Source organism: Serratia sp. NPDC087055, assembly GCF_044900985.1.
Lineage (GTDB): Bacteria > Pseudomonadota > Gammaproteobacteria > Enterobacterales > Enterobacteriaceae > Serratia.
On the sequence record NZ_JBJDOG010000001.1, the window covers coordinates 229,211 to 247,775 of the forward strand.

Sequence of the window (18,565 nt, forward strand, 5' to 3'; positions counted from 1 at the left end):
GGTTAATATCTTGCTGGGCGTTTTTTAAGCTAATTGTTTAATTTTAATAAACAATAAGGTGTTGTTACCGATGACCCAACGACACGATTTTTCCGCCGCTCTGCGCTGATTTACCGTATAATTCCCTACATTAGGTTTGGTTATTGAGGTCGCTGTGGAACAACTCTCTGCATTGTTAGGACGCTTACGCCAGCAGCTTGAACACGATGTACCTGCTGATGGCGGTTTCCAGCAACGTTCACTTCCTGTTCCGGCGCCGTTGGCCAACCACTTGCTGGAGTGGCTGGCGGCACAGCCGGCATTCCCGCAGTTTTATTGGCGCCATCGCGATGGGCATGAAGAAGCCGCGGTGTGCGGTGCAGTGCTTCAGTTCACCCAGCCTCAGCAAGCGCAAAGTTTTCTCAGAACCCATCAGAACGCACGCGTATGGGGGCTGAACGCTTTTGATGGCGCTGCGTATTTATTTTTGCCTCGGCTGGAAATATGGAATGGTGGCGAGGATGCGCACTTAACGCTCAATCTGTTTTCTGAGAACGCGCTGCGTGACGATGCGGCGTTGGCCAGCCAGTGGCTGGATCAACTGCTAGCAGCCGTGCCCATCACACCCTTAAAAGTGCAGGTGGATCAGGTTCGGCATCAGCCGGAACGCGCCGGCTGGGAAGCGATGTTGCATGAAGCGTTACAGGCCATCGACAGTCAGCAGATGGAAAAGGTGGTGTTAGCACGCAGCACGCTATTAACGCTGGATAGCCCGCTGTCTGCTCCGGCAATGATGGATGCCAGCCGGCAGGTGAATCACCGTTGCTACCATTATATGTTGCGGTTTGATGCACGCCGCGCATTCCTTGGCTCTAGCCCGGAAAGACTGTATCGGCGCGAAGGGCGCCTTTTGCTGACTGAGGCGCTGGCAGGTACGGTGGCCAATCACCCCGATCGGCAACAGGCGCAGGCATTAGCGCAGTGGTTGCTGCAAGACGGTAAGAATCAGCATGAAAATTTACTGGTGGTAGATGATATCTGCCAGCGCTTGCAAGGCGGTGCCGACGCGGTGGATGTCTTGCCGCCTGAAGTGGTGCGTTTACGTAAGGTGCAACACCTGCGGCGGCGTATTGAAGGCCGTCTCAACCACAGTAGCGACGCCGATTGCCTGCAACGCTTGCAGCCAACGGCCGCGGTGGCTGGCTTACCACGCCAGGCTGCACGTGAGTTTATCCTGCAACATGAACCTTTTCCCCGTGGTTGGTATGCCGGTTCTGCCGGCTACCTGTCCTTTCCCCGCAGTGAATTTTGCGTGGCGCTGCGCTGTGCACAAGTCGATGAGAAAGCCTTACGTCTGTATGCCGGTGCCGGCATTGTGGCAGGTTCCGATCCGGCAGAAGAATGGCAAGAAATCGAAAACAAGGCCGCCGGACTGCTGACGCTATTGCAACCCGATGCGTTGAGCTGAATTTCCCTGCTTATGATCCGGATTTATTGAGTGGATGCTGCCGGGAGTGTAAACTGCTTGTGATTTTTGTGTTTATTTTTTGTTCTAAATCAATTGATTGTCTACCATAAAGTCACCGGGATATACGGCGTTTTTGCGCTGGCGCAAAAGTCGTAAAGATAACTACTCATATAATGCAGAACATCATTTTTGGCATGCTGCCAATCGGCACGCGCCAAAGGCAGATTCTGTTAACCGACTTGTGAGCGAATTATGTCGACAAGTGTTTTTAATCGCCGGTGGGCGGCGTTGCTGTTGGAAGCGCTGGCTCGCCATGGGGTGCGGCATGTCTGTATCGCTCCGGGATCGCGCTCGACACCGTTGACGCTGGCTGCGGCGGCTAACAAGTCTTTTATCTGCCATACCCATTTTGATGAGCGCGGGCTGGGCCATTTGGCGCTTGGTCTGGCCAAGGCGTCACGGGAACCGGTCGCGGTGATTGTGACCTCCGGGACCGCAGCCGCCAACCTTTATCCTTCCCTGATCGAAGCCGGCCTGACTGGCGAGCGGCTGGTGTTTCTTACCGCTGACCGCCCCCCTGAGTTGATCAACTGCGGCGCCAATCAGGCGATCCGCCAAAACGGCCTGTATGCCAGCCACCCGTCGCTGAATATCGATTTGCCCCGCCCGACGCCTGACATTCCCGCCCGTTGGTTAGTGTCTACTGTCGACAGCGCAATGGCACGTTTGCAGCACGGTGCATTGCACATTAATTGCCCGTTTGCCGAACCCCTGTATGGCGGTGATGAGCAACAGTATGCGGATTGGTCCGCGGCGCTCGGTGACTGGTGGCAAGACAGCCAACCCTGGCTGAGAGAAGTGGATCCACACGTGGTGCTCAAGCAGCCGGACTGGTTCTTCTGGCGGCAAAAACGTGGCGTGGTGGTGGCTGGGCGTATGAGCGCGGAAGAGGGCGAGCAGCTGGCACAATGGGCAGAGATGCTCGGTTGGCCGCTGATCGGTGACGTGCTGTCTCAAACCGGGCAACCACTGCCCTGCGCCGATTTGTGGCTGGCTCAGCCGCAAGCGCAGAAAGTGTTGGCCGAAGCGCAGCTGGTGGTGCAGTTCGGTAGTAGCCTGACCGGCAAACGTCTATTGCAGTGGCAGGAACAATGCCGACCGGCGGAGTATTGGCTGATCGACGATTTACCGGGACGGCTCGATCCGGCACATCACCGTGGCCGCAGGATCCGTTCCAGCGTGGCGCAGTGGCTTGAGCTGCATCCGGCGCAGCCGCGTTCCCCGTGGGCTGATGAGCTGACGGCGCTGGCAGACAAGGCATTGGATGCCGTTTCCGGCCACTTGGTCAACCGCTTTGGTGAAGCGCAGTTGGCGCACCGTTTACCAGAGTTGTTACCGGAAAATGGCCAACTGTTTCTCGGCAATAGCCTGATTGTCCGGCTGATTGATGCGCTGACCCGCTTGCCGGCCGGTTACCCGGTATTTAGCAATCGCGGTGCCAGTGGCATTGACGGGCTGATTTCTACCGCCGCAGGGGTACAACGGGCGACCGCCAAACCAACGCTGGCCGTGGTCGGTGATCTGTCCGCGCTGTACGACCTGAATGCGTTGGCGCTGCTGCGTCAATGTTCTGCGCCGACGGTGTTGATTGTGGTCAACAACAATGGCGGCCAAATTTTCTCACTGCTGCCCACGCCGGAAGAAGATCGAGAGCGGTTTTACTGTATGCCGCAGGATGTCGAGTTCAGCCATGCGGCGGCAATGTTCCACCTCGCTTACGCCTGTCCGGAAAACTGGGGGCAGTTGCTGCAAGCGGTGGAGCAGGGCTGGCGCCACAGCGGTGCTACGCTGATTGAACTGCAGGTGCCACCGAGCGATGGTGCGCAAACACTTCAGCATCTGGTGCAATTGATGGCGGAGCAATAATGCTGGCAACAAAGGTATTGCAACAGGGCGAGGCCGATCGCCCATGGTTGATCTGGCTGCACGGCATGTTGGGCAACAATAATGAATGGCGGGTGATTGCCTCTCGCTGCCCTGAGTGGCCATCACTGGCGATCGACTTACCCGGCCACGGAGACTCCGTCGCGGTGGCCTGTAACAGCTTTGACGATATCAGTGCGCAGATCAGCGCAACCTTGCAGATGCATGGTATCGAGCGCTATTGGCTGGTGGGCTATTCACTCGGCGGGCGCATTGCCATGTATCACGCGTGCTACGGGGAAACTACCGGCCTTCAGGGTGTGGTTATTGAAGGCGGCAACCCAGGGCTGGCTGACACTGCGCTGCGAGCTCAACGCTTGGCACATGATGCTGCCTGGGCCGAGCGTTTTCGTCGCGAACCTATCGCACAGGTTCTGGCTGACTGGTATCAACAGCCCGTTTTCGCCAATCTCAGTGCGGTGCACCGTACTGCGCTGATAGACGCCCGGTCTGATAATTCCGGCCCAGCGGTCGCGGACATGCTGGAGGCCACATCGCTGGGTAAGCAGCCTTACCTGGTACCGCAATTGCAGCAACTGACGGTCCCGCTGGTGGTGCTGTGTGGCGCGGATGATCACAAATTTCAACAGCTGGCGCGCGACGCTGAATTGCCGTTACGCATCGTGCCACAGGCCGGGCATAACTCGCATCTGGCCAATCCGCAGGATTTCGCCGCTGAGCTGCACGACTTTCTCGTTAACCCTGGTTAAAGGAACAGAACATGCTCTATCCGAATGAAGAACAACTGTATGCCGCCATCGACTGGCAGGATTGCTCCGGTGATTTCGAAGACATCCTGTATCACAAGTCCAGCGACGGCATTGCTAAAATCACCATCAACCGTCCACAGGTGCGTAATGCGTTCCGACCGCACACGGTAAAAGAGATGATTGAGGCGCTATCCAACGCGCGTTATGACGACGGCATCGGTACCATTATCCTGACCGGTGCGGGCGACAAAGCCTTCTGCTCCGGTGGTGACCAGAAAGTGCGCGGTGACTACGGCGGCTACCAAGACGACAGCGGTGTGCATCACCTGAACGTGCTTGATTTCCAGCGCCAGATCCGCACTTGCCCGAAACCGGTTGTGGCAATGGTGGCCGGTTATTCGATCGGTGGCGGTCATGTACTGCATATGATGTGCGATCTGACCATCGCCGCAGACAATGCTATTTTCGGCCAGACCGGCCCGAAAGTGGGCTCGTTCGACGGTGGGTGGGGGGCGTCTTATATGGCGCGCATTGTTGGCCAGAAGAAGGCGCGTGAGATTTGGTTCTTGTGCCGCCAGTATGATGCCGCAGCCGCCCTGGATATGGGCCTGGTCAATACCGTAGTGCCGTTGGCAGACCTGGAAAAAGAAACCGTACGCTGGTGTCGTGAAATGCTGCAAAACAGCCCGATGGCGCTGCGTTGTCTGAAAGCGGCCTTGAATGCCGACTGTGATGGACAGGCTGGTCTGCAAGAGCTGGCGGGGAATGCCACCATGCTGTTCTACATGACTGATGAAGGCCAGGAAGGGCGCAACGCATTTAACGAAAAGCGTCAGCCGGACTTCAGCAAATTCAAGCGCAATCCGTAATGATTTCCCCTATCCGTAACGCCGCTGTTTACCGTTACAGCCTGCCGATGGACGCTGGCGTGGTGCTGCGCAACCAGCGGTTGAAAACTCGTGACGGTTTACTGATCCATCTGCAACAAGGTGAGCAGGAAGGCTGGGGGGAGATCGCACCCTTGCCGGAATTTAGCCAGGAAACGCTGGCGCAAGCCGAGCAAGACACGCTGAACTGGGTACAGTGTTGGCAGGCCGGAGTATTACCGCCAGACAGCCTGTTACCCTCGGTGGCATTTGGCACAAGCTGTGCGCTGGCGGAGCTGGAACAGCGGCTGCCGCTGCAGGCTGACTACCGCAAAGCACCGTTGTGTTCGGGCGATCCCGATGAATTGTTTGCGGTGCTGACGGCTTTACCGGGCGAGAAGGTGGCGAAGGTGAAGGTCGGGCTATATGAGGCAGTACGTGACGGTATGATCGTTAACGTGCTGTTGGAGGCGCTGCCGGATCTCAGGCTGCGGCTGGACGCCAACCGCAGTTGGACGCGGGTCAAGGCGGATGGGTTCGCTAAATATGTGGCTCCGGCTCTGCGCGAACGCATTGCCTTCCTTGAAGAACCTTGCAAAACCCGTGATGAATCACGGGATTTCGCTCGGGCAACCGGCATTGCCATCGCCTGGGATGAAAGTGTGCGTGAGCCGGACTTCGTGGTGGAGGCCGAGCCGGGCGTGGCGGCGATCGTGATTAAACCGACGTTGGTCGGCAGTCTGGCACGCTGTCGTGCGCTGGTGGAACAGGCGCATGCGGCAGGGTTAACGGCAGTGATCAGCTCCAGTATTGAATCGAGTCTGGGGCTCACGCAGTTGGCACGCATTGCGCACTGGCTGACACCGGCCACGGTCCCCGGTCTCGACACGCTTGATTTGATGCAGGCTCAACTGTTGCGGCGCTGGCCAGACAGCACGCTGCCACTGCTGGACCGGCAGGCGTTGGAGTGTGTATGGCACAGTTAAACGACTGGCCGTGGCGGCATTGGGCGCAGCGACGCCCGCAGGCCACGGCGGTGATGGTCGGTCATCAGCCGCTTAGTTGGCTGGCGTTGCGGCGTCAGGTGGACAAACTGGCGGCAGACTTTCAGCATCAGGGCGTTGAGCCTGGCTGTGGCGTTGCGCTATGTGGCAAGAACAGCTATCCACTGCTGTTAGCCTATCTGGCGCTGTTACAGTGTGGTGCACGGTTGTTGCCGCTCAACCCGGCATTGCCAGATTCTCTGCTGACAACGCTGCTGCTCGATCTGGATATGGATTTTGCCTTCAGCCCAGATCTTTTGCCGACATTACCGGCAAAGGTCATCCGTTTAAACCCACCCTCGACTGAGCACCGTTGGCTGAATCCGCCGCGCTGGGACGCCCAGCGGTTGGCGACATTGACGTTGACTTCCGGCTCCAGCGGCACGCCAAAAGCGGCTGCGCACAGCTATGCCGCGCATATTGCCAGTGCCGAAGGTGTGTTGCAGCTGATGGATTTCCAAGCTCAGGATCGTTGGCTGTTGTCATTGCCGTTGTTTCACGTCTCCGGTCAGGGCATTGTCTGGCGTTGGTTGACGGCCGGTGGTGGGTTGGTCGTCCGCGACATGCATCTGCTGGCTGACGCGTTAGCGGGATGTACACATGCATCCCTGGTGCCGACTCAGCTTTGGCGCCTGCTGACGCAACCCTTAGCGTCACTGACGTTGAAAAAAGTGCTGCTCGGTGGCGCGATGATCCCGGTAGAACTGACCGAACAGGCGGAAGCGCTGGGCATTCGCTGCTGGTGTGGTTATGGTCTGACCGAGCTTGCATCCACCGTCTGTGCCAAACGCGCTGATGCACGACCTGGCGTTGGGGTGCCGCTGGCAGGACGGGAAATTAAGCTGGTCAATGAAGAGGTCTGGATCCGTGCGCAGAGTCTGGCGCGGGGATATTGGCAGCACGGCACCTTACAGCCCCTTGCCGATGATCAAGGCTGGTTCCATACGCGCGATCGCGGCGTGATGGAACAGGGTGAGTTACGGATCCTCGGGCGATTGGACAATCTGTTTTTCAGTGGTGGAGAAGGCGTTCAGCCAGAGGATATTGAGCGCGTGTTGTCGGCTCACCCGCAGATTTCCATGGTGGTGGTGGTGCCTGTGAATGACGCTGAGTTTGGTCAACGACCGGTGGCGGTGATCGATAGCGAAGAGCCCCTGTCGTTGGAAGCGCTGCTGGCCTGGTCGCAGGAGCGATTGGTGAATTTCCAGCGGCCGATGGCGCTGTTGGCGATGCCAACCGAATTGAAAAGCAGTGGTATTAAAGTATCGCGCCGGAAGTTGCAACAATGGGTGGCGCAACAGATAGCAGGTCGCTAAGAAAAGGCCGCCGAAAGGCGGCCTAAATGATCACGGTGGGGGCTATTTCAGGCCAAGTGCTTTGGCTACACCTGCACCGTAGTTCGGATGCACTTTAGTAAACAAGTCAACCTGACGACGTTGGATCTGTTCCGGCACTTGCGACAGCTCCCCGGCGATGCGGGTAAACATGCGCTCATGCTCTTCGGCGCTCAGCAGGTTGAAGAGTGCGCGCGGTTGGCTGTAGTAATCATCGTCTTCACGATGGTTCCAGTGGTCGGCTGCCCCTTCAATGCTCAATGGCGGTTCGCTAAAGTCCGGTTGCTCCTGGAACAAACCGAAGCTGTTTGGTTCATAGGTTGCGCCGTTGCCGCTATTGCCATCCACCCGCATGGCACCGTCACGATGATAATTGTGGAACGGGCATTTCGGGCTGTTGACCGGGATCTGGTGATGGTTCACGCCCAGACGATAACGGTGCGCATCCCCGTAAGAGAACAGACGCCCCTGTAGCATTTTGTCCGGCGAGAAGCTGATGCCTGGCACCACGTTGGCCGGATTTACAGCCACCTGTTCCACTTCTGAGAAGTAGTTTTCCGGGTTGCGGTGCAGTTCGAAGAAACCGACGTCGATTAACGGGTAGTCGCCGTGCGGCCAGACTTTGGTCAGATCGAACGGGTTATACGGGGTCTGTGAGGCTTCGTGTTCCGGCATAATCTGGATTTGCAGTTTCCAGCGTGGGTAATCACCCCGTTCGATGGCCTCATAGAGATCCCGTTGCGAACTTTCACGGTCTTTGGCGATGATGGCTTCCGCTTCATCATCCATCAGGTTTTCAATGCCTTGTTCGCAGCGGAAATGGAATTTCACCCAAAAACGCTCGTTGTTGGCATTGATAAAACTGAAAGTATGGCTGCCGAAGCCGTGCATATGACGATAGGATTTCGGGATGCCGCGGTCGCTGAAATCTATGGTCAACTGGTGCAAACTTTCAGGTGACAGCGAGAAGAAATCCCACTTGTAGGTTGGATTGCGCAGATTAGTGCGGGGATCGCGTTTGACCACGTGGTTGAGATCGGGGAATTTCAGTGGGTCGCGCAGATAGAAGACCGGCGTGTCGTTACCCACCAGATCCCAATTGCCTTCCTCGGTATAAAACTTCATGGCGAAACCACGAATGTCGCGTTCGGCATCCGCGGCACCGCGCTCACCGGCAACGGTAGAGAAGCGGATAAACATGTCGGTTTGCTTGCCGATTTCAGAGAAGATTTTTGCGCGGGTGTACTGGGTAATATCGTGAGTGACGGTGAACGTGCCGTAGGCGCCGGATCCCTTGGCGTGCATGCGGCGTTCAGGGATAACTTCACGGTCGAAATGGGCCAGCTTTTCCAGGAACCACACGTCCTGTAGCAGCATCGGACCGCGTTTACCTGCGGTAATCACGTTATTATTATCGACAACCGGTGCGCCGGCTGCAGTAGTCAGTCCTTTCTTGCTCATTACTTGCTCCTTATCGTATTGCAATCGAGTAAAACTCGGGTGGCTTAAGCATTCATCATATAATCCTGCAAGGGGGCTTACCCTGACCTCGGTTAATGCCACTACTAGTTGTAGACCTATTGAACGCTCGCGGCAAATAGGTCTGAGTTATCGTTGTCATTGCCATCCGGGGTGATGCCTTTGTTTGCACAACTTTACATTCATTTGATTAATTAAGGATTTTTTCGCCTTTATCCCTTAAAGACTGGTTGTGCTTTGGTATAGACTCGTGACGGTATTATTACGGGTTAACTCATATCGTCCGTAATGGATGAAGTAGCAAGAGGGATAGATGATGAAAAAGACTTTGGTCGCCTGCGCAGCAAGCATGCTGTTTGTGACGGGTGCAGCGAGTGCGCTTAGCCTGTCGGGCGAGGCCGGGCAGCATTACACCAATCTTGGCTTTGGCCAGGATACCGGCACTTCCGGGTTGGGATTAACAGGCAACTGGGCGCGCAGCGACCATGACGGCAACGTTGGCAGCCTGGGGTTGAATTTCGGCCTGCCACTGGGGCCGTTGACCGCGACGGTAGGCGGTAAGGCACTGTATCTGAGCCCGAAAGACGGTAAAAGCGGTGGTGCAGTAGCATTGGGTGGTGGTCTGGATTGGGCCATCAACCGTTACTTCAGCCTGCATGGCGAAGGCTATTTTGCACCAGACTCGCTGACCAGCGGCGTGAAGGCCTACAACGAAGCCAGCGGCGGCCTGCGCTGGAATATCTTCCGTCCGCTGAGTGTGGATGTGGGTTACCGCTACATGAAGATGGAAGGAAAGGATGGGCGTCGTGACAACACCTTGGCCGATGGCCCGTATGTCGGTGTTGGTCTGAGCTTCTGATCCAAACGACAAGGGGCCCAGTGGGCCCCTTGTTTTACTGACAATCGATCACCCCACCGCAGGCAATATGCCGCTGGCGATGCCCAACTGAATGGCAATCACCGTTATCCCGCAGACAAACACCAACGCCAATGCAGGCGTCCCACCCCAAACACGGTATTTCGCTTGATGCTGCTGGCGTGTTTTCCATACCAACAGCGACGGCAGCAGCAACGCCAATATCGCCAGCGCAATGGCGGCAAAACCCAGAGCCAGTACAAAGCCACGTGGGTAGAACAGGGCGAAAGCCAACGGCGGCAGGAAAGTGATGGCACCGGTTTGCAGACGACCGCGGACGTTATCCTGGCGTTTGAACAAATCGGCGAGGAAATCAAACAACCCGAGAGCGACGCCAAGGAACGAGGTCGCCAACGCAAGATCGGCAAACAGATGCACGGCCAGCTCTACGTGTGGCGATGCGACGACGTCACGCACTGCCTGCAATAAACCGTTCAGACCCGCCTGTTGCGCCAAAATACCGACGAAGGTGGTTGAGCTGATGCTACCGAGGGTAGCCAATTGCCAGAAGATATAGGCTATCAATGGAATGGCGCTGCCGATAATGAACACCCAGCGCAGTTTGCGGATGTTGCCGCCCATGTAGTTTACGATGCTAGGTACGCTGCCGTGGAAACCAAATGAAGTGAAGATCACCGGGATGGCAGACAGTGCCAGCCCTTGTTCCAGGGGTAACGTCATCAGGTTGGTTTGGTGAATATTTGGCAGCATCAAACCCAGCATGACGATCAAGAACACCACTTTGGCACTGAACAGGATGCGGTTAAACAGATCGACCGAGTGGGTGCCGATGCAAACGACGCCACCAGCAACCAGAGTAAACAGCAACACCCCTAACGTGGTGGGGAAATCTTGTGAGGTCCATTGGCTGATACTGGCCGCCAGCAATTCGCCGGCCCCGCTAATGTAGGCGGCGGTCAGCGCGTACATCAGAAACATCATGCTGAAACTGGTTAGCCATTGGCCCCCACCACCAAGGTAGCGCTTTGCCAGGGTCCCCAGGCCGGTATCTGCTTGCTCGTGCTGATAGACTTCGACCAGCAGCAGGGCGGTATAGCACATCAAGAGCCACAGTCCGACCAGCAGACCCAGCGTGACGCCGAAGCCTACACCTGCTGCCGCCAACGGCATTGCCAACATCCCGGCGCCAATGGTGGTTCCTGCCACGATAAAAACACTGCCAAGCGTGCGATTTTTCACGTTTTTCTCTATCAGCAAAAGATTTTGGAAAATTATAGGTAACCTATTCTAAGTGCGGCAGGATAGTTGATGCATTATTTTGTGTCAAACATGCGTTACGGATGGTGTTCAGATATATTTACACTGTTAAGGGCCGCGTGATGCCGTAAAAAAATGCCTCCGACAGAAATTATCCGGCGATGCTTAGTGAAAACTTATTTACGGGCTTCTATAGTGGAAAGATCAGAAAATGTGGGAGAGATCAATGTTAAGGGTGGAGATGCTCAGCACCGGTGATGAGGTGTTACACGGGCAAATTGTAGATACCAACGCTGCCTGGTTGGCTGACTATTTGTTCCAGCAGGGCATGCCGATGAGCGGCCGTGAAACCGTGGGGGACAACCTCTCCTCTTTGATCGAGACATTGCAGGAGCGCAGCCATATCGCCGATGTTCTGATCGTTAACGGGGGATTGGGGCCGACCAGTGACGATCTCAGCGCCCTGGCGGCGGCGATGGCCTGTGGCGTTGAGCTGGTTGAGCAAGCGGAATGGATGGCCCGCATTGAGGCCTATTTTGCCGAGCGTGGTCGGCCAATGGCCGCCTCCAATCGTAAACAGGCGCAGCTCCCGGCTAACGCAGAGATGCTCGACAATCCGGTGGGGACGGCCTGCGGTTTTGCCTTGAAACTGAACCGATGCATGATGTTTTTCACGCCGGGGGTGCCATCTGAATTTAAAGTCATGGTCGAGCAGCAGATTGTGCCGCGTTTACGTGAGCGATTTACGCTGCCTGAACCGCCGCTGTGCCTGCGCTTAACCACCTTTGGCACGTCTGAAAGCGATCTGGCTGCGGAGCTGGACGGCATGCCGTTGCCACCTGATGTGGTACTCGGTTACCGTTCTTCCAGCCCGATTATTGAACTGAAGCTCACTGGCCCGGTGACCCAACGTGCGGCGATGGAACAGGCGTGGGAAAAGGTTCGCCAGGTCGCCGCTGACAACACCTTGTTTGAAGGCACACTGGGTTTGCCTGCGGTGCTGACGCAGAAGCTGACCCAGCAGGGGTTGAAGCTGGCGTTGAGCGAGCAGTTTAGCGCCGGGTTGATCAACCTGCAGTTGCAGAGTGAAGGCGCACCCCTGGCCGGTGGCGAGTTATTGCCGTCGCACTGTGTAGAAACGCTGGAAACCACGCTGGCGCGTGCGCGTTCGCTGGCTGAGCTGACCGGGGCGCAACTGGCGTTGGCCGTCAGTGCCATGCGCGGTGATCAGGTCAGCGTGGTGCTACATACGCCGAAAGGCGGTATGGGGCAGACGGTGCGTTATCGGGCTGCACGTCACCATTTACGGCTGCGGCAGGAGTCGGTCGCCATGCTGGCGTTGGACATGTTACGACGTTGGCTGAACGGTGGGCCCGTGTGTGGCAAGAACGCTTGGCTGGAAATCGTCGAGAGTATTGAGTGATGCGCCGAATGGGGGATTTTCCCCCATTCGTTTTTTAGGCTGCGGGTACAGTGCCCAATGATAGCCGCGCCGATGCCTGACGCGACAACTGCATAGCACGTTGCGCACGGTCCCTCATTTCCTGCTCATAGCCCCTCAATGCCGCGATGCCTTGCTGTGCGGTCCTGGCGTTGTTCAGGCAATCAGCCAGGTTGGCGGCGTCAGCCAGAGCGGTATTCGCCCCCAATCCACCCGCAGGGCTCATGGCATGTATGGCGTCACCCAAGAAACTGACCCGTTCATTGGGCCATTGCGGGATATCCTGTGCGATATAAACGGGGCGGGCGCTTAGCGAGAGAGGGTCGCTTAGTGCCAGTAATGCCCGTAACTGCGTGTCCCAGCCATGGGTGAGCGCGAGTATCCGTTCTTTTAGCTCGATGCCGTTATCGGCTAACGCGCCACCAAGGCGTGATGACGTGCCAATGAAGGCCCAATAAAGATAATTATCTATCGGGCTGAGTCGGCAATGAGGCGCGTATTCTGCCGCTAATTGTAGCATTGAAGCCTGAAATATCATCGGTTCAATGACCAGGGTAAAACCCTCGGCGAAAACCACGGAAACCTTTTGCAGCCAGGCCGACGCGAGTTGGGCTTGCGTTTCTACGGTTATTGGCGTTTTGCCATAGAGCGTGATGGTATCGCTATCCACGGGCTCTGCCTGAGGCAAACACTGTTTGCGCACCGCTGAATTAATGCCATCGGCCGCAATCAGCAGATCAACCCGCATCTTTTGCCCTTCTGCCAATTGGAGTTCAATGCCCTGAGACGTTTCCTCAAACGCGCTTAACGCTCGGCCGAAACGCACATGATCTTGCAGGCCATCAAGAAGAATCTCCCTTAGCGTTTGCCGATTAACCGCCAGATCGCCGTTGGGCACTGCCATTTTCACTTTACTCGAGGGGAGCCAATGTTCAGGGCGGCGATGATGCAGTTGGTTGAGGAAAGGATCCAGCAAGCGGCTTTCACCCAGGTTTTGTGCGCAAGTCGCGCAGAAAAGTTGGTATTGTTCAGCCGACAGGCATCGGGCAAGTGCCTGTTGGCCTGTGGGATCGACGCGTAGCCGATAACCTTGATTGCGGATCTGCGGTGTGGCATCGCGCTCAATAATCACGACGTCGATACCGGTTTTGCGCAACCCTTGCGCAAGACACAAACCGCCTAGCCCGGCCCCTACAATTCCAATGCTGAATGTTGTCATGACATCTCTCCATATGTGTTCTTTTCTATTGAGATCGTGAGCGTACTGCCGTGACGCTCTGGAAAGATTTCATTATGCGAGTCATGGCAAAAGCCGATATAACGGCATATGGACTATAAATAGTGATTAATGGCCAATGTGAGGGATGAAAACGTGCAGTATCAACATGACTTCAGCGAGTGGTTGGCGGGGCCATCGTTGATTGCACTTGGCGGCGATGATGTGCCAGATACGGAGTTCCGGCTCGGCACGCGTGAGTACGACTGGCATCAGCATGCTCGCGGGCAGGTGTTTTGTGTCGAGACGGGGCTGATTCACGTTCAGACTGTACAAGGTTCCTGGGTACTGCCGCCGCAGCGGGCAGGATGGATCCCGCCAGGGACAGTGCATAAAGTGCAAGTTTGCGGTGCTCTGACCGGTTGGAGCCTGCTGATCACGCCAGACGTTTGTACTGATTTGCCATCAGAGCCCTGTGTCATTGGCACCAGCGAACTTCTCAGGGCCTTGGTCAAACGGGCGGTGACGTGGGAAAAACACGACGTGTTGCAACCCGAACAAGAACGGATGGTATCCGTGATGTTTGACGAAATACGCCGTGCACCGGATGAACCCCTCCATTTACCGATGCCGCGGCATCCTCGCCTTACTCGCATTCTGCGTGCATTACTGGAAGAACCTGGCAGTGATCGTTCATTAGAGGAGTGGGCAAAATGGGGGGCGATCTCGTCGCGCAGCCTGCGGCGGTTAATGATGGCAGAAACCGGGTTAAGTTTTGCACAGTGGCGGCAACAGGCCCGATTATCCTATGCCTTGGCCCGGCTGGCTAACGGTGAGGCCGTCACGCAGATCGCGGAGGCGCTGGGCTACGCGTCGCCGAGTAATTTTATTGCCATGTTTCGCCGTGCTTTTGGCGAGCCGCCCGCACGCTATTTTACGGGACGCCCCTAAAAGGCCTCAATGCGAATAAGGGCTGGGTTTTTACAAGGATATAGGGATTGAGGCATGTTTGAGACTGTTCGTCTTGGGCATGGTGTGGCAAGGCGGATAATTTAGGTGATTGAAGGTTATTTTTGAAAATCAAATTTCCAGTTCGATGTCCGTCAGCGGCATGCAGCAGCAGGGCAGGATCTCGCCGTCATTGATAAACGCCAGCGGCTGTTGGTGATAGGTCACTTCGCCTTTTACCAATTTCAGGCGGCAGGCGCCGCAATAGCCTGAGCGGCACTGGTATTCCACTTCGACGTTGTGCAATTCCAGGACATCGAGCAGGCTGCGTTCATTCTTGGGGCAGGATAGCTGCGTACCTGTGGTACGCAGCGTCACATTGGATGATGACATCGCTTAGAGTTCGAAGTCGCTCAGGTCGTCGGCATGCACTTCCGAGTCGATCTGGCCTACCAAATAGGAACTGACTTCCACTTCCTGCGGCGCAACCTGGACGTTGTCGGAGACTAACCAGGCGTTGATCCACGGGATCGGGTTAGAGCGGGTTGCGAACGGCAGGCCGAGGCCCACTGCCTGCATGCGGATATTGGTGATGTATTCCACATACTGACACAGGATGTCCTTGTTCAGGCCGATCATAGAACCGTCACGGAACAGGTACTCTGCCCACTCTTTTTCCTGCTCTGCCGCCAGCACGAACAGGTCGTAGCACTGCTGTTGACACTCAACGGCGATTTCCGCCATTTCCGGGTCATCGGCACCGGAACGCATCAGGTTCAGCATGTGCTGTGTGCCGGTCAGGTGTAACGCTTCATCACGGGCGATCAGTTTGATGATTTTAGCGTTGCCTTCCATCAGTTCGCGTTCCGCAAAGGCGAATGAACAGGCGAAGCTGACATAGAAGCGGATAGCTTCCAGGGCGTTGACGCTCATCAGGCACAGATAAAGCTGTTTTTTCAGCGCACGCAGGCTGACGGTGACAGTTTTACCGTTGACCTGGTGTGTGCCTTCCCCCAACAGGTGGTAGTAACCCGTCATCTCGATCAGATCGTCGTAGTAGCCGGAAATGTCTTTCGCGCGCTTGAGGATCTCTTCGTTGGTGACGATATCATCAAACACGATCGCCGGATCGTTGACGATATTACGGATAATATGGGTGTAAGAACGGGAGTGGATGGTCTCGGAGAATGACCAGGTTTCCACCCAGGTTTCCAGTTCCGGGATCGAGATCAGCGGCAACAGCGCCACGTTAGGGCTTCGGCCCTGGATCGAGTCCAGCAGCGTCTGGTATTTCAGGTTGCTGATGAAAATGTGCTTTTCATGATCCGGCAGTGCCTGATAGTCAATACGGTCACGGGAGACGTCAACTTCTTCAGGACGCCAGAAGAAAGACAGTTGCTTCTCAATCAGTTTTTCGAAAATTTCATGTTTTTGCTGATCGAAACGCGCAACGTTAACGGACTGACCGAAAAACATCGGCTCCAGTAACTGATTGTTTTTGTTCTGAGAAAATGTGGTGTAAGCCATAAGCCTGAATCCATTAGTGCCGTGCTGAATTAAGAGGGGCCGGAAGAGTTCCGGCCCGCTGTGTCAAACTTTAGATCTTGCAGGCGCCGCTTTCGCAATCATCATCGCCGTCTTTAGCCGGCAACAAATCTTCCTGGACATCTTCTGCACCGTCGCGGGTGTTCTGATAATACAGCGTCTTGACACCAAACTTGTAGGTGGTGAGCAGGTCTTTCAACAGCTGCTTCATAGGCACCTTGCCGCCCGGGAAACGGGTCGGATCATAGTTGGTGTTGGCAGAAATCGACTGGTCGATAAATTTCTGCATCAGACCGACCAGTTGCAGGTAACCGTCGTTGTTCGGCATTTCCCACAGCAGTTCGTAGTCGTTTTTCAGACGCTCATATTCTGGCACTACCTGGCGCAAAATACCGTCTTTCGACGCTTTGATACTGATGTGGCCACGTGGTGGCTCAATGCCGTTGGTGGCGTTGGAAATCTGCGAAGAGGTTTCCGAAGGCATCAGCGCTGACAGGGTGGAGTTACGCAGACCGGTTTCCACGATCTCTTTACGCAACGTTTCCCAGTCGTAGTGCAGAGGCTCCTGGCAAATGACATCCAAATCTTTCTTGTAGGTGTCGATTGGCAAGATACCCTGCGAATAGGTGGTTTCATTGAACCACGGGCAGGCGCCTTGCTCCTGAGCCAGACGGTTCGATGCCTTCAGCAGGTAATACTGGATAGCTTCGAATGTCTTGTGGGTCAGAGCGTTAGCGCTGCCGTCAGAGTAACGCACGCCGTTCTTCGCCAGGTAGTAAGCATAGTTGATCACGCCAATACCCAAAGTACGGCGGCCCATCGCGCCACGGTGAGCGGCTTTGATTGGGTAGTCCTGGTAGTCCAGCAGGGCGTCCAGCGCACGTACTGCCAGGGTAGCCAACTCTTCCAGATCGTCCAGGCTTTCGATAGCGCCCAGGTTAAAGGCCGACAGCGTACACAGGGCGATTTCGCCGTTTTCGTCGTTGACGTCGTCCAGCGGCTTGGTCGGCAGAGCGATTTCCAGGCACAGGTTAGACTGGCGCACCGGTGCGATCTGCGGATCAAACGGGCTGTGGGTATTGCAGTGGTCGACGTTCTGGATGTAGATACGGCCGGTTGAGGCACGTTCCTGCATCATCAGTGAGAACAGTTCAACCGCTTTCACACGTTTCTGACGAATACTGTCGTCTTGTTCGTACTGGGTGTAAAGACGTTCGAATTCGTCTTGATTGGCGAAGAACGCATCATACAAACCAGGAACATCCGACGGGCTGAACAGGGTGATGTCCTGGCCCTTGATCAGGCGCTGGTACATCAGGCGGTTCAACTGCACGCCATAGTCCATGTGTCGAACGCGGTTGCCTTCAACGCCACGGTTGTTCTTCAGTACCAACAGGCTTTCAACTTCCAGATGCCACATCGGGTAGAACAGGGTGGCTGCGCCACCGCGAACGCCGCCTTGAGAGCAGGATTTTACCGCGGTCTGGAAATGCTTGTAGAAAGGGATACAGCCGGTATGGAAGGCTTCACCACCGCGGATCGGGCTACCCAGCGCGCGGATGCGGCCAGCGTTGATACCGATACCGGCGCGTTGCGAAACATATTTCACAATGGCGCTGGAGGTCGCGTTGATGGAATCCAGGCTGTCACCACACTCGATCAGCACGCAAGAGCTGAACTGGCGGGTTGGGGTACGTACGCCGGACATGATTGGCGTAGGCAATGAAATCTTGAAGGTGGAAATCGCGTCGTAGAAACGTTTGATGTAATCCAGACGGGTTTCACGCGGATAGTTGGAGAACAGGCAAGCTGCCACCAGGATATACAAGAACTGCGCGCTCTCGTAGATCTCACCGCTGACGCGGTTCTGCACCAGGTATTTCCCTTCCAGCTGCTTAACGGCCGCGTAGGAGAAATTCATATCACGCCAGTGATCGATAAAGGAGTCCATCTGCTCGAACTCTTCAGGGCTGTAGTCTTCCAGCAGATGCTTATCGTACTTGCCCATTTCTACCATGCGCGCTACGTGATCGAGCAGCTTTGGCGGCTCAAATTGGCCGTAAGCTTTTTTGCGCAGGTGGAAGATAGCCAGGCGTGCTGCCAAATACTGGTAGTCCGGCGCATCGCGCGAGATCAGATCGGCTGCAGCTTTGATGATGGTTTCATGAATATCAGCAGTTTTGATGCCGTCATAAAACTGAATGTGGGAACGCAACTCTACTTGAGAAACCGAGACGTTATTTAACCCTTCCGCGGCCCAGTCGATGACGCGGTGGATTTTGTCGAGGTTGATGCGCTCTTTACGGCCATCGCGTTTAGTTACAAGCAGACTTTGGTTCATGTGGTGTTTTACCTGTCCGTATGGTGCCCCTAAGCAGAAGTGTAGTAGCTCTGCTCAGTATGTAAACACTATATATAG

At 55.7% G+C, this 18,565-nt stretch carries 15 protein-coding genes; 9 read left to right on the forward strand and 6 right to left on the reverse strand.

Going from position 1 to position 18,565, the window contains the following annotated elements; translation table 11 throughout:
• The first annotated feature begins 154 nt into the window (after nucleotides 1-154).
• From menF to menE, 6 genes are all read left to right on the forward strand, one after another.
• A complete protein-coding gene (gene menF, locus ACI2J2_RS01055; RefSeq protein ID WP_265555710.1) occupies nucleotides 155-1,447 on the forward strand; it encodes an isochorismate synthase MenF in 1,293 nt (430 codons plus the stop codon).
• A 252-nt stretch (nucleotides 1,448-1,699) separates the two neighbouring features.
• On the forward strand, nucleotides 1,700-3,373 hold the full coding sequence (gene menD, locus ACI2J2_RS01060) for a 2-succinyl-5-enolpyruvyl-6-hydroxy-3-cyclohexene-1-carboxylic-acid synthase (RefSeq protein WP_404759225.1): 1,674 nt from the start codon (nucleotides 1,700-1,702) through the stop codon (nucleotides 3,371-3,373).
• Nucleotides 3,373-4,140, forward strand: a complete 768-nt coding sequence (menH, locus tag ACI2J2_RS01065) for a 2-succinyl-6-hydroxy-2,4-cyclohexadiene-1-carboxylate synthase (protein ID WP_209638959.1) — start codon at nucleotides 3,373-3,375, stop codon at nucleotides 4,138-4,140. Before menD ends, menH begins: the two co-directional genes overlap by 1 nt.
• 11 nt (nucleotides 4,141-4,151) lie before the next feature.
• Complete coding sequence (gene menB, locus ACI2J2_RS01070) at nucleotides 4,152-5,009, forward strand: 1,4-dihydroxy-2-naphthoyl-CoA synthase (RefSeq protein ID WP_037420936.1); 858 nt, start codon at nucleotides 4,152-4,154, stop codon at nucleotides 5,007-5,009.
• Between the two features lie 11 nt (nucleotides 5,010-5,020).
• The gene (gene menC / locus ACI2J2_RS01075) at nucleotides 5,021-5,992 is read left to right on the forward strand and encodes an o-succinylbenzoate synthase (protein WP_209639050.1); all 972 of its coding nucleotides are present in this window, start codon (nucleotides 5,021-5,023) and stop codon (nucleotides 5,990-5,992) included.
• Entirely contained in the window at nucleotides 5,980-7,365 is a 1,386-nt protein-coding gene (gene menE, locus ACI2J2_RS01080; RefSeq protein ID WP_404759226.1) for an o-succinylbenzoate--CoA ligase, read from the forward strand. The genes menC and menE overlap by 13 nt, the downstream gene beginning before the upstream one ends.
• A 42-nt stretch (nucleotides 7,366-7,407) precedes the next feature.
• On the opposite strand, the gene katA is transcribed toward menE, so the two are convergent.
• Complete coding sequence (gene katA / locus ACI2J2_RS01085) at nucleotides 7,408-8,844, reverse strand: catalase KatA (RefSeq protein ID WP_209638965.1); 1,437 nt, start codon at nucleotides 8,842-8,844, stop codon at nucleotides 7,408-7,410.
• A 334-nt stretch (nucleotides 8,845-9,178) separates the two neighbouring features.
• Here katA and ACI2J2_RS01090 point away from each other — a divergent pair, with 334 nt between their 5' ends.
• Complete coding sequence (locus ACI2J2_RS01090; RefSeq protein ID WP_209639052.1) at nucleotides 9,179-9,721, forward strand: YfaZ family outer membrane protein; 543 nt, start codon at nucleotides 9,179-9,181, stop codon at nucleotides 9,719-9,721.
• 48 nt (nucleotides 9,722-9,769) lie between these two features.
• Here the strand turns inward: ACI2J2_RS01090 and tyrP are convergent, their stop codons facing one another.
• Nucleotides 9,770-10,978, reverse strand: coding sequence for a tyrosine transporter TyrP (gene tyrP / locus ACI2J2_RS01095; protein WP_209638967.1), 1,209 nt, complete (start codon nucleotides 10,976-10,978; stop codon nucleotides 9,770-9,772).
• Nucleotides 10,979-11,222: 244 nt separating this feature from the next.
• On the opposite strand from tyrP, the gene ACI2J2_RS01100 reads away from it, so the two are divergent.
• On the forward strand, nucleotides 11,223-12,419 hold the full coding sequence (locus tag ACI2J2_RS01100; protein ID WP_404759227.1) for a nicotinamide mononucleotide deamidase-related protein YfaY: 1,197 nt from the start codon (nucleotides 11,223-11,225) through the stop codon (nucleotides 12,417-12,419).
• A 34-nt stretch (nucleotides 12,420-12,453) separates the two neighbouring features.
• Here the strand turns inward: ACI2J2_RS01100 and ACI2J2_RS01105 are convergent, their stop codons facing one another.
• Nucleotides 12,454-13,656, reverse strand: coding sequence for an FAD-dependent oxidoreductase (locus ACI2J2_RS01105; RefSeq protein ID WP_404759228.1), 1,203 nt, complete (start codon nucleotides 13,654-13,656; stop codon nucleotides 12,454-12,456).
• Between the two features lie 153 nt (nucleotides 13,657-13,809).
• Here ACI2J2_RS01105 and ACI2J2_RS01110 point away from each other — a divergent pair, with 153 nt between their 5' ends.
• Nucleotides 13,810-14,604, forward strand: a complete 795-nt coding sequence (locus tag ACI2J2_RS01110) for a helix-turn-helix domain-containing protein (protein ID WP_265555722.1) — start codon at nucleotides 13,810-13,812, stop codon at nucleotides 14,602-14,604.
• Nucleotides 14,605-14,733: 129 nt separating this feature from the next.
• On the opposite strand, the gene yfaE is transcribed toward ACI2J2_RS01110, so the two are convergent.
• The 3 genes from yfaE to nrdA form a co-directional block, all read right to left on the reverse strand.
• Complete coding sequence (gene yfaE, locus ACI2J2_RS01115; RefSeq protein WP_209638975.1) at nucleotides 14,734-14,994, reverse strand: class I ribonucleotide reductase maintenance protein YfaE; 261 nt, start codon at nucleotides 14,992-14,994, stop codon at nucleotides 14,734-14,736.
• A 3-nt stretch (nucleotides 14,995-14,997) separates the two neighbouring features.
• Entirely contained in the window at nucleotides 14,998-16,128 is a 1,131-nt protein-coding gene (gene nrdB / locus ACI2J2_RS01120; protein WP_265555726.1) for a class Ia ribonucleoside-diphosphate reductase subunit beta, read from the reverse strand.
• A 70-nt stretch (nucleotides 16,129-16,198) separates the two neighbouring features.
• Complete coding sequence (nrdA, locus tag ACI2J2_RS01125) at nucleotides 16,199-18,487, reverse strand: class 1a ribonucleoside-diphosphate reductase subunit alpha (RefSeq protein ID WP_404759229.1); 2,289 nt, start codon at nucleotides 18,485-18,487, stop codon at nucleotides 16,199-16,201.
• Nucleotides 18,488-18,565 lie beyond the last annotated feature (78 nt).

Coding starts and splice junctions, on each gene's coding strand:
- katA (WP_209638965.1), bottom strand. CDS start 8,844: ATGAGCAAGAAAGGACTGACTACTGCAGCCGGCGCACCGGTTGTCGAT.
- ACI2J2_RS01105 (WP_404759228.1), bottom strand. CDS start 13,656: ATGACAACATTCAGCATTGGAATTGTAGGGGCCGGGCTAGGCGGTTTG.
- menE (WP_404759226.1), top strand. CDS start 5,980: ATGGCACAGTTAAACGACTGGCCGTGGCGGCATTGGGCGCAGCGACGC.
- menB (WP_037420936.1), top strand. CDS start 4,152: ATGCTCTATCCGAATGAAGAACAACTGTATGCCGCCATCGACTGGCAG.
- menH (WP_209638959.1), top strand. CDS start 3,373: ATGCTGGCAACAAAGGTATTGCAACAGGGCGAGGCCGATCGCCCATGG.
- nrdA (WP_404759229.1), bottom strand. CDS start 18,487: ATGAACCAAAGTCTGCTTGTAACTAAACGCGATGGCCGTAAAGAGCGC.
- ACI2J2_RS01100 (WP_404759227.1), top strand. CDS start 11,223: ATGTTAAGGGTGGAGATGCTCAGCACCGGTGATGAGGTGTTACACGGG.
- ACI2J2_RS01090 (WP_209639052.1), top strand. CDS start 9,179: ATGAAAAAGACTTTGGTCGCCTGCGCAGCAAGCATGCTGTTTGTGACG.
- yfaE (WP_209638975.1), bottom strand. CDS start 14,994: ATGTCATCATCCAATGTGACGCTGCGTACCACAGGTACGCAGCTATCC.
- menD (WP_404759225.1), top strand. CDS start 1,700: ATGTCGACAAGTGTTTTTAATCGCCGGTGGGCGGCGTTGCTGTTGGAA.
- nrdB (WP_265555726.1), bottom strand. CDS start 16,128: ATGGCTTACACCACATTTTCTCAGAACAAAAACAATCAGTTACTGGAG.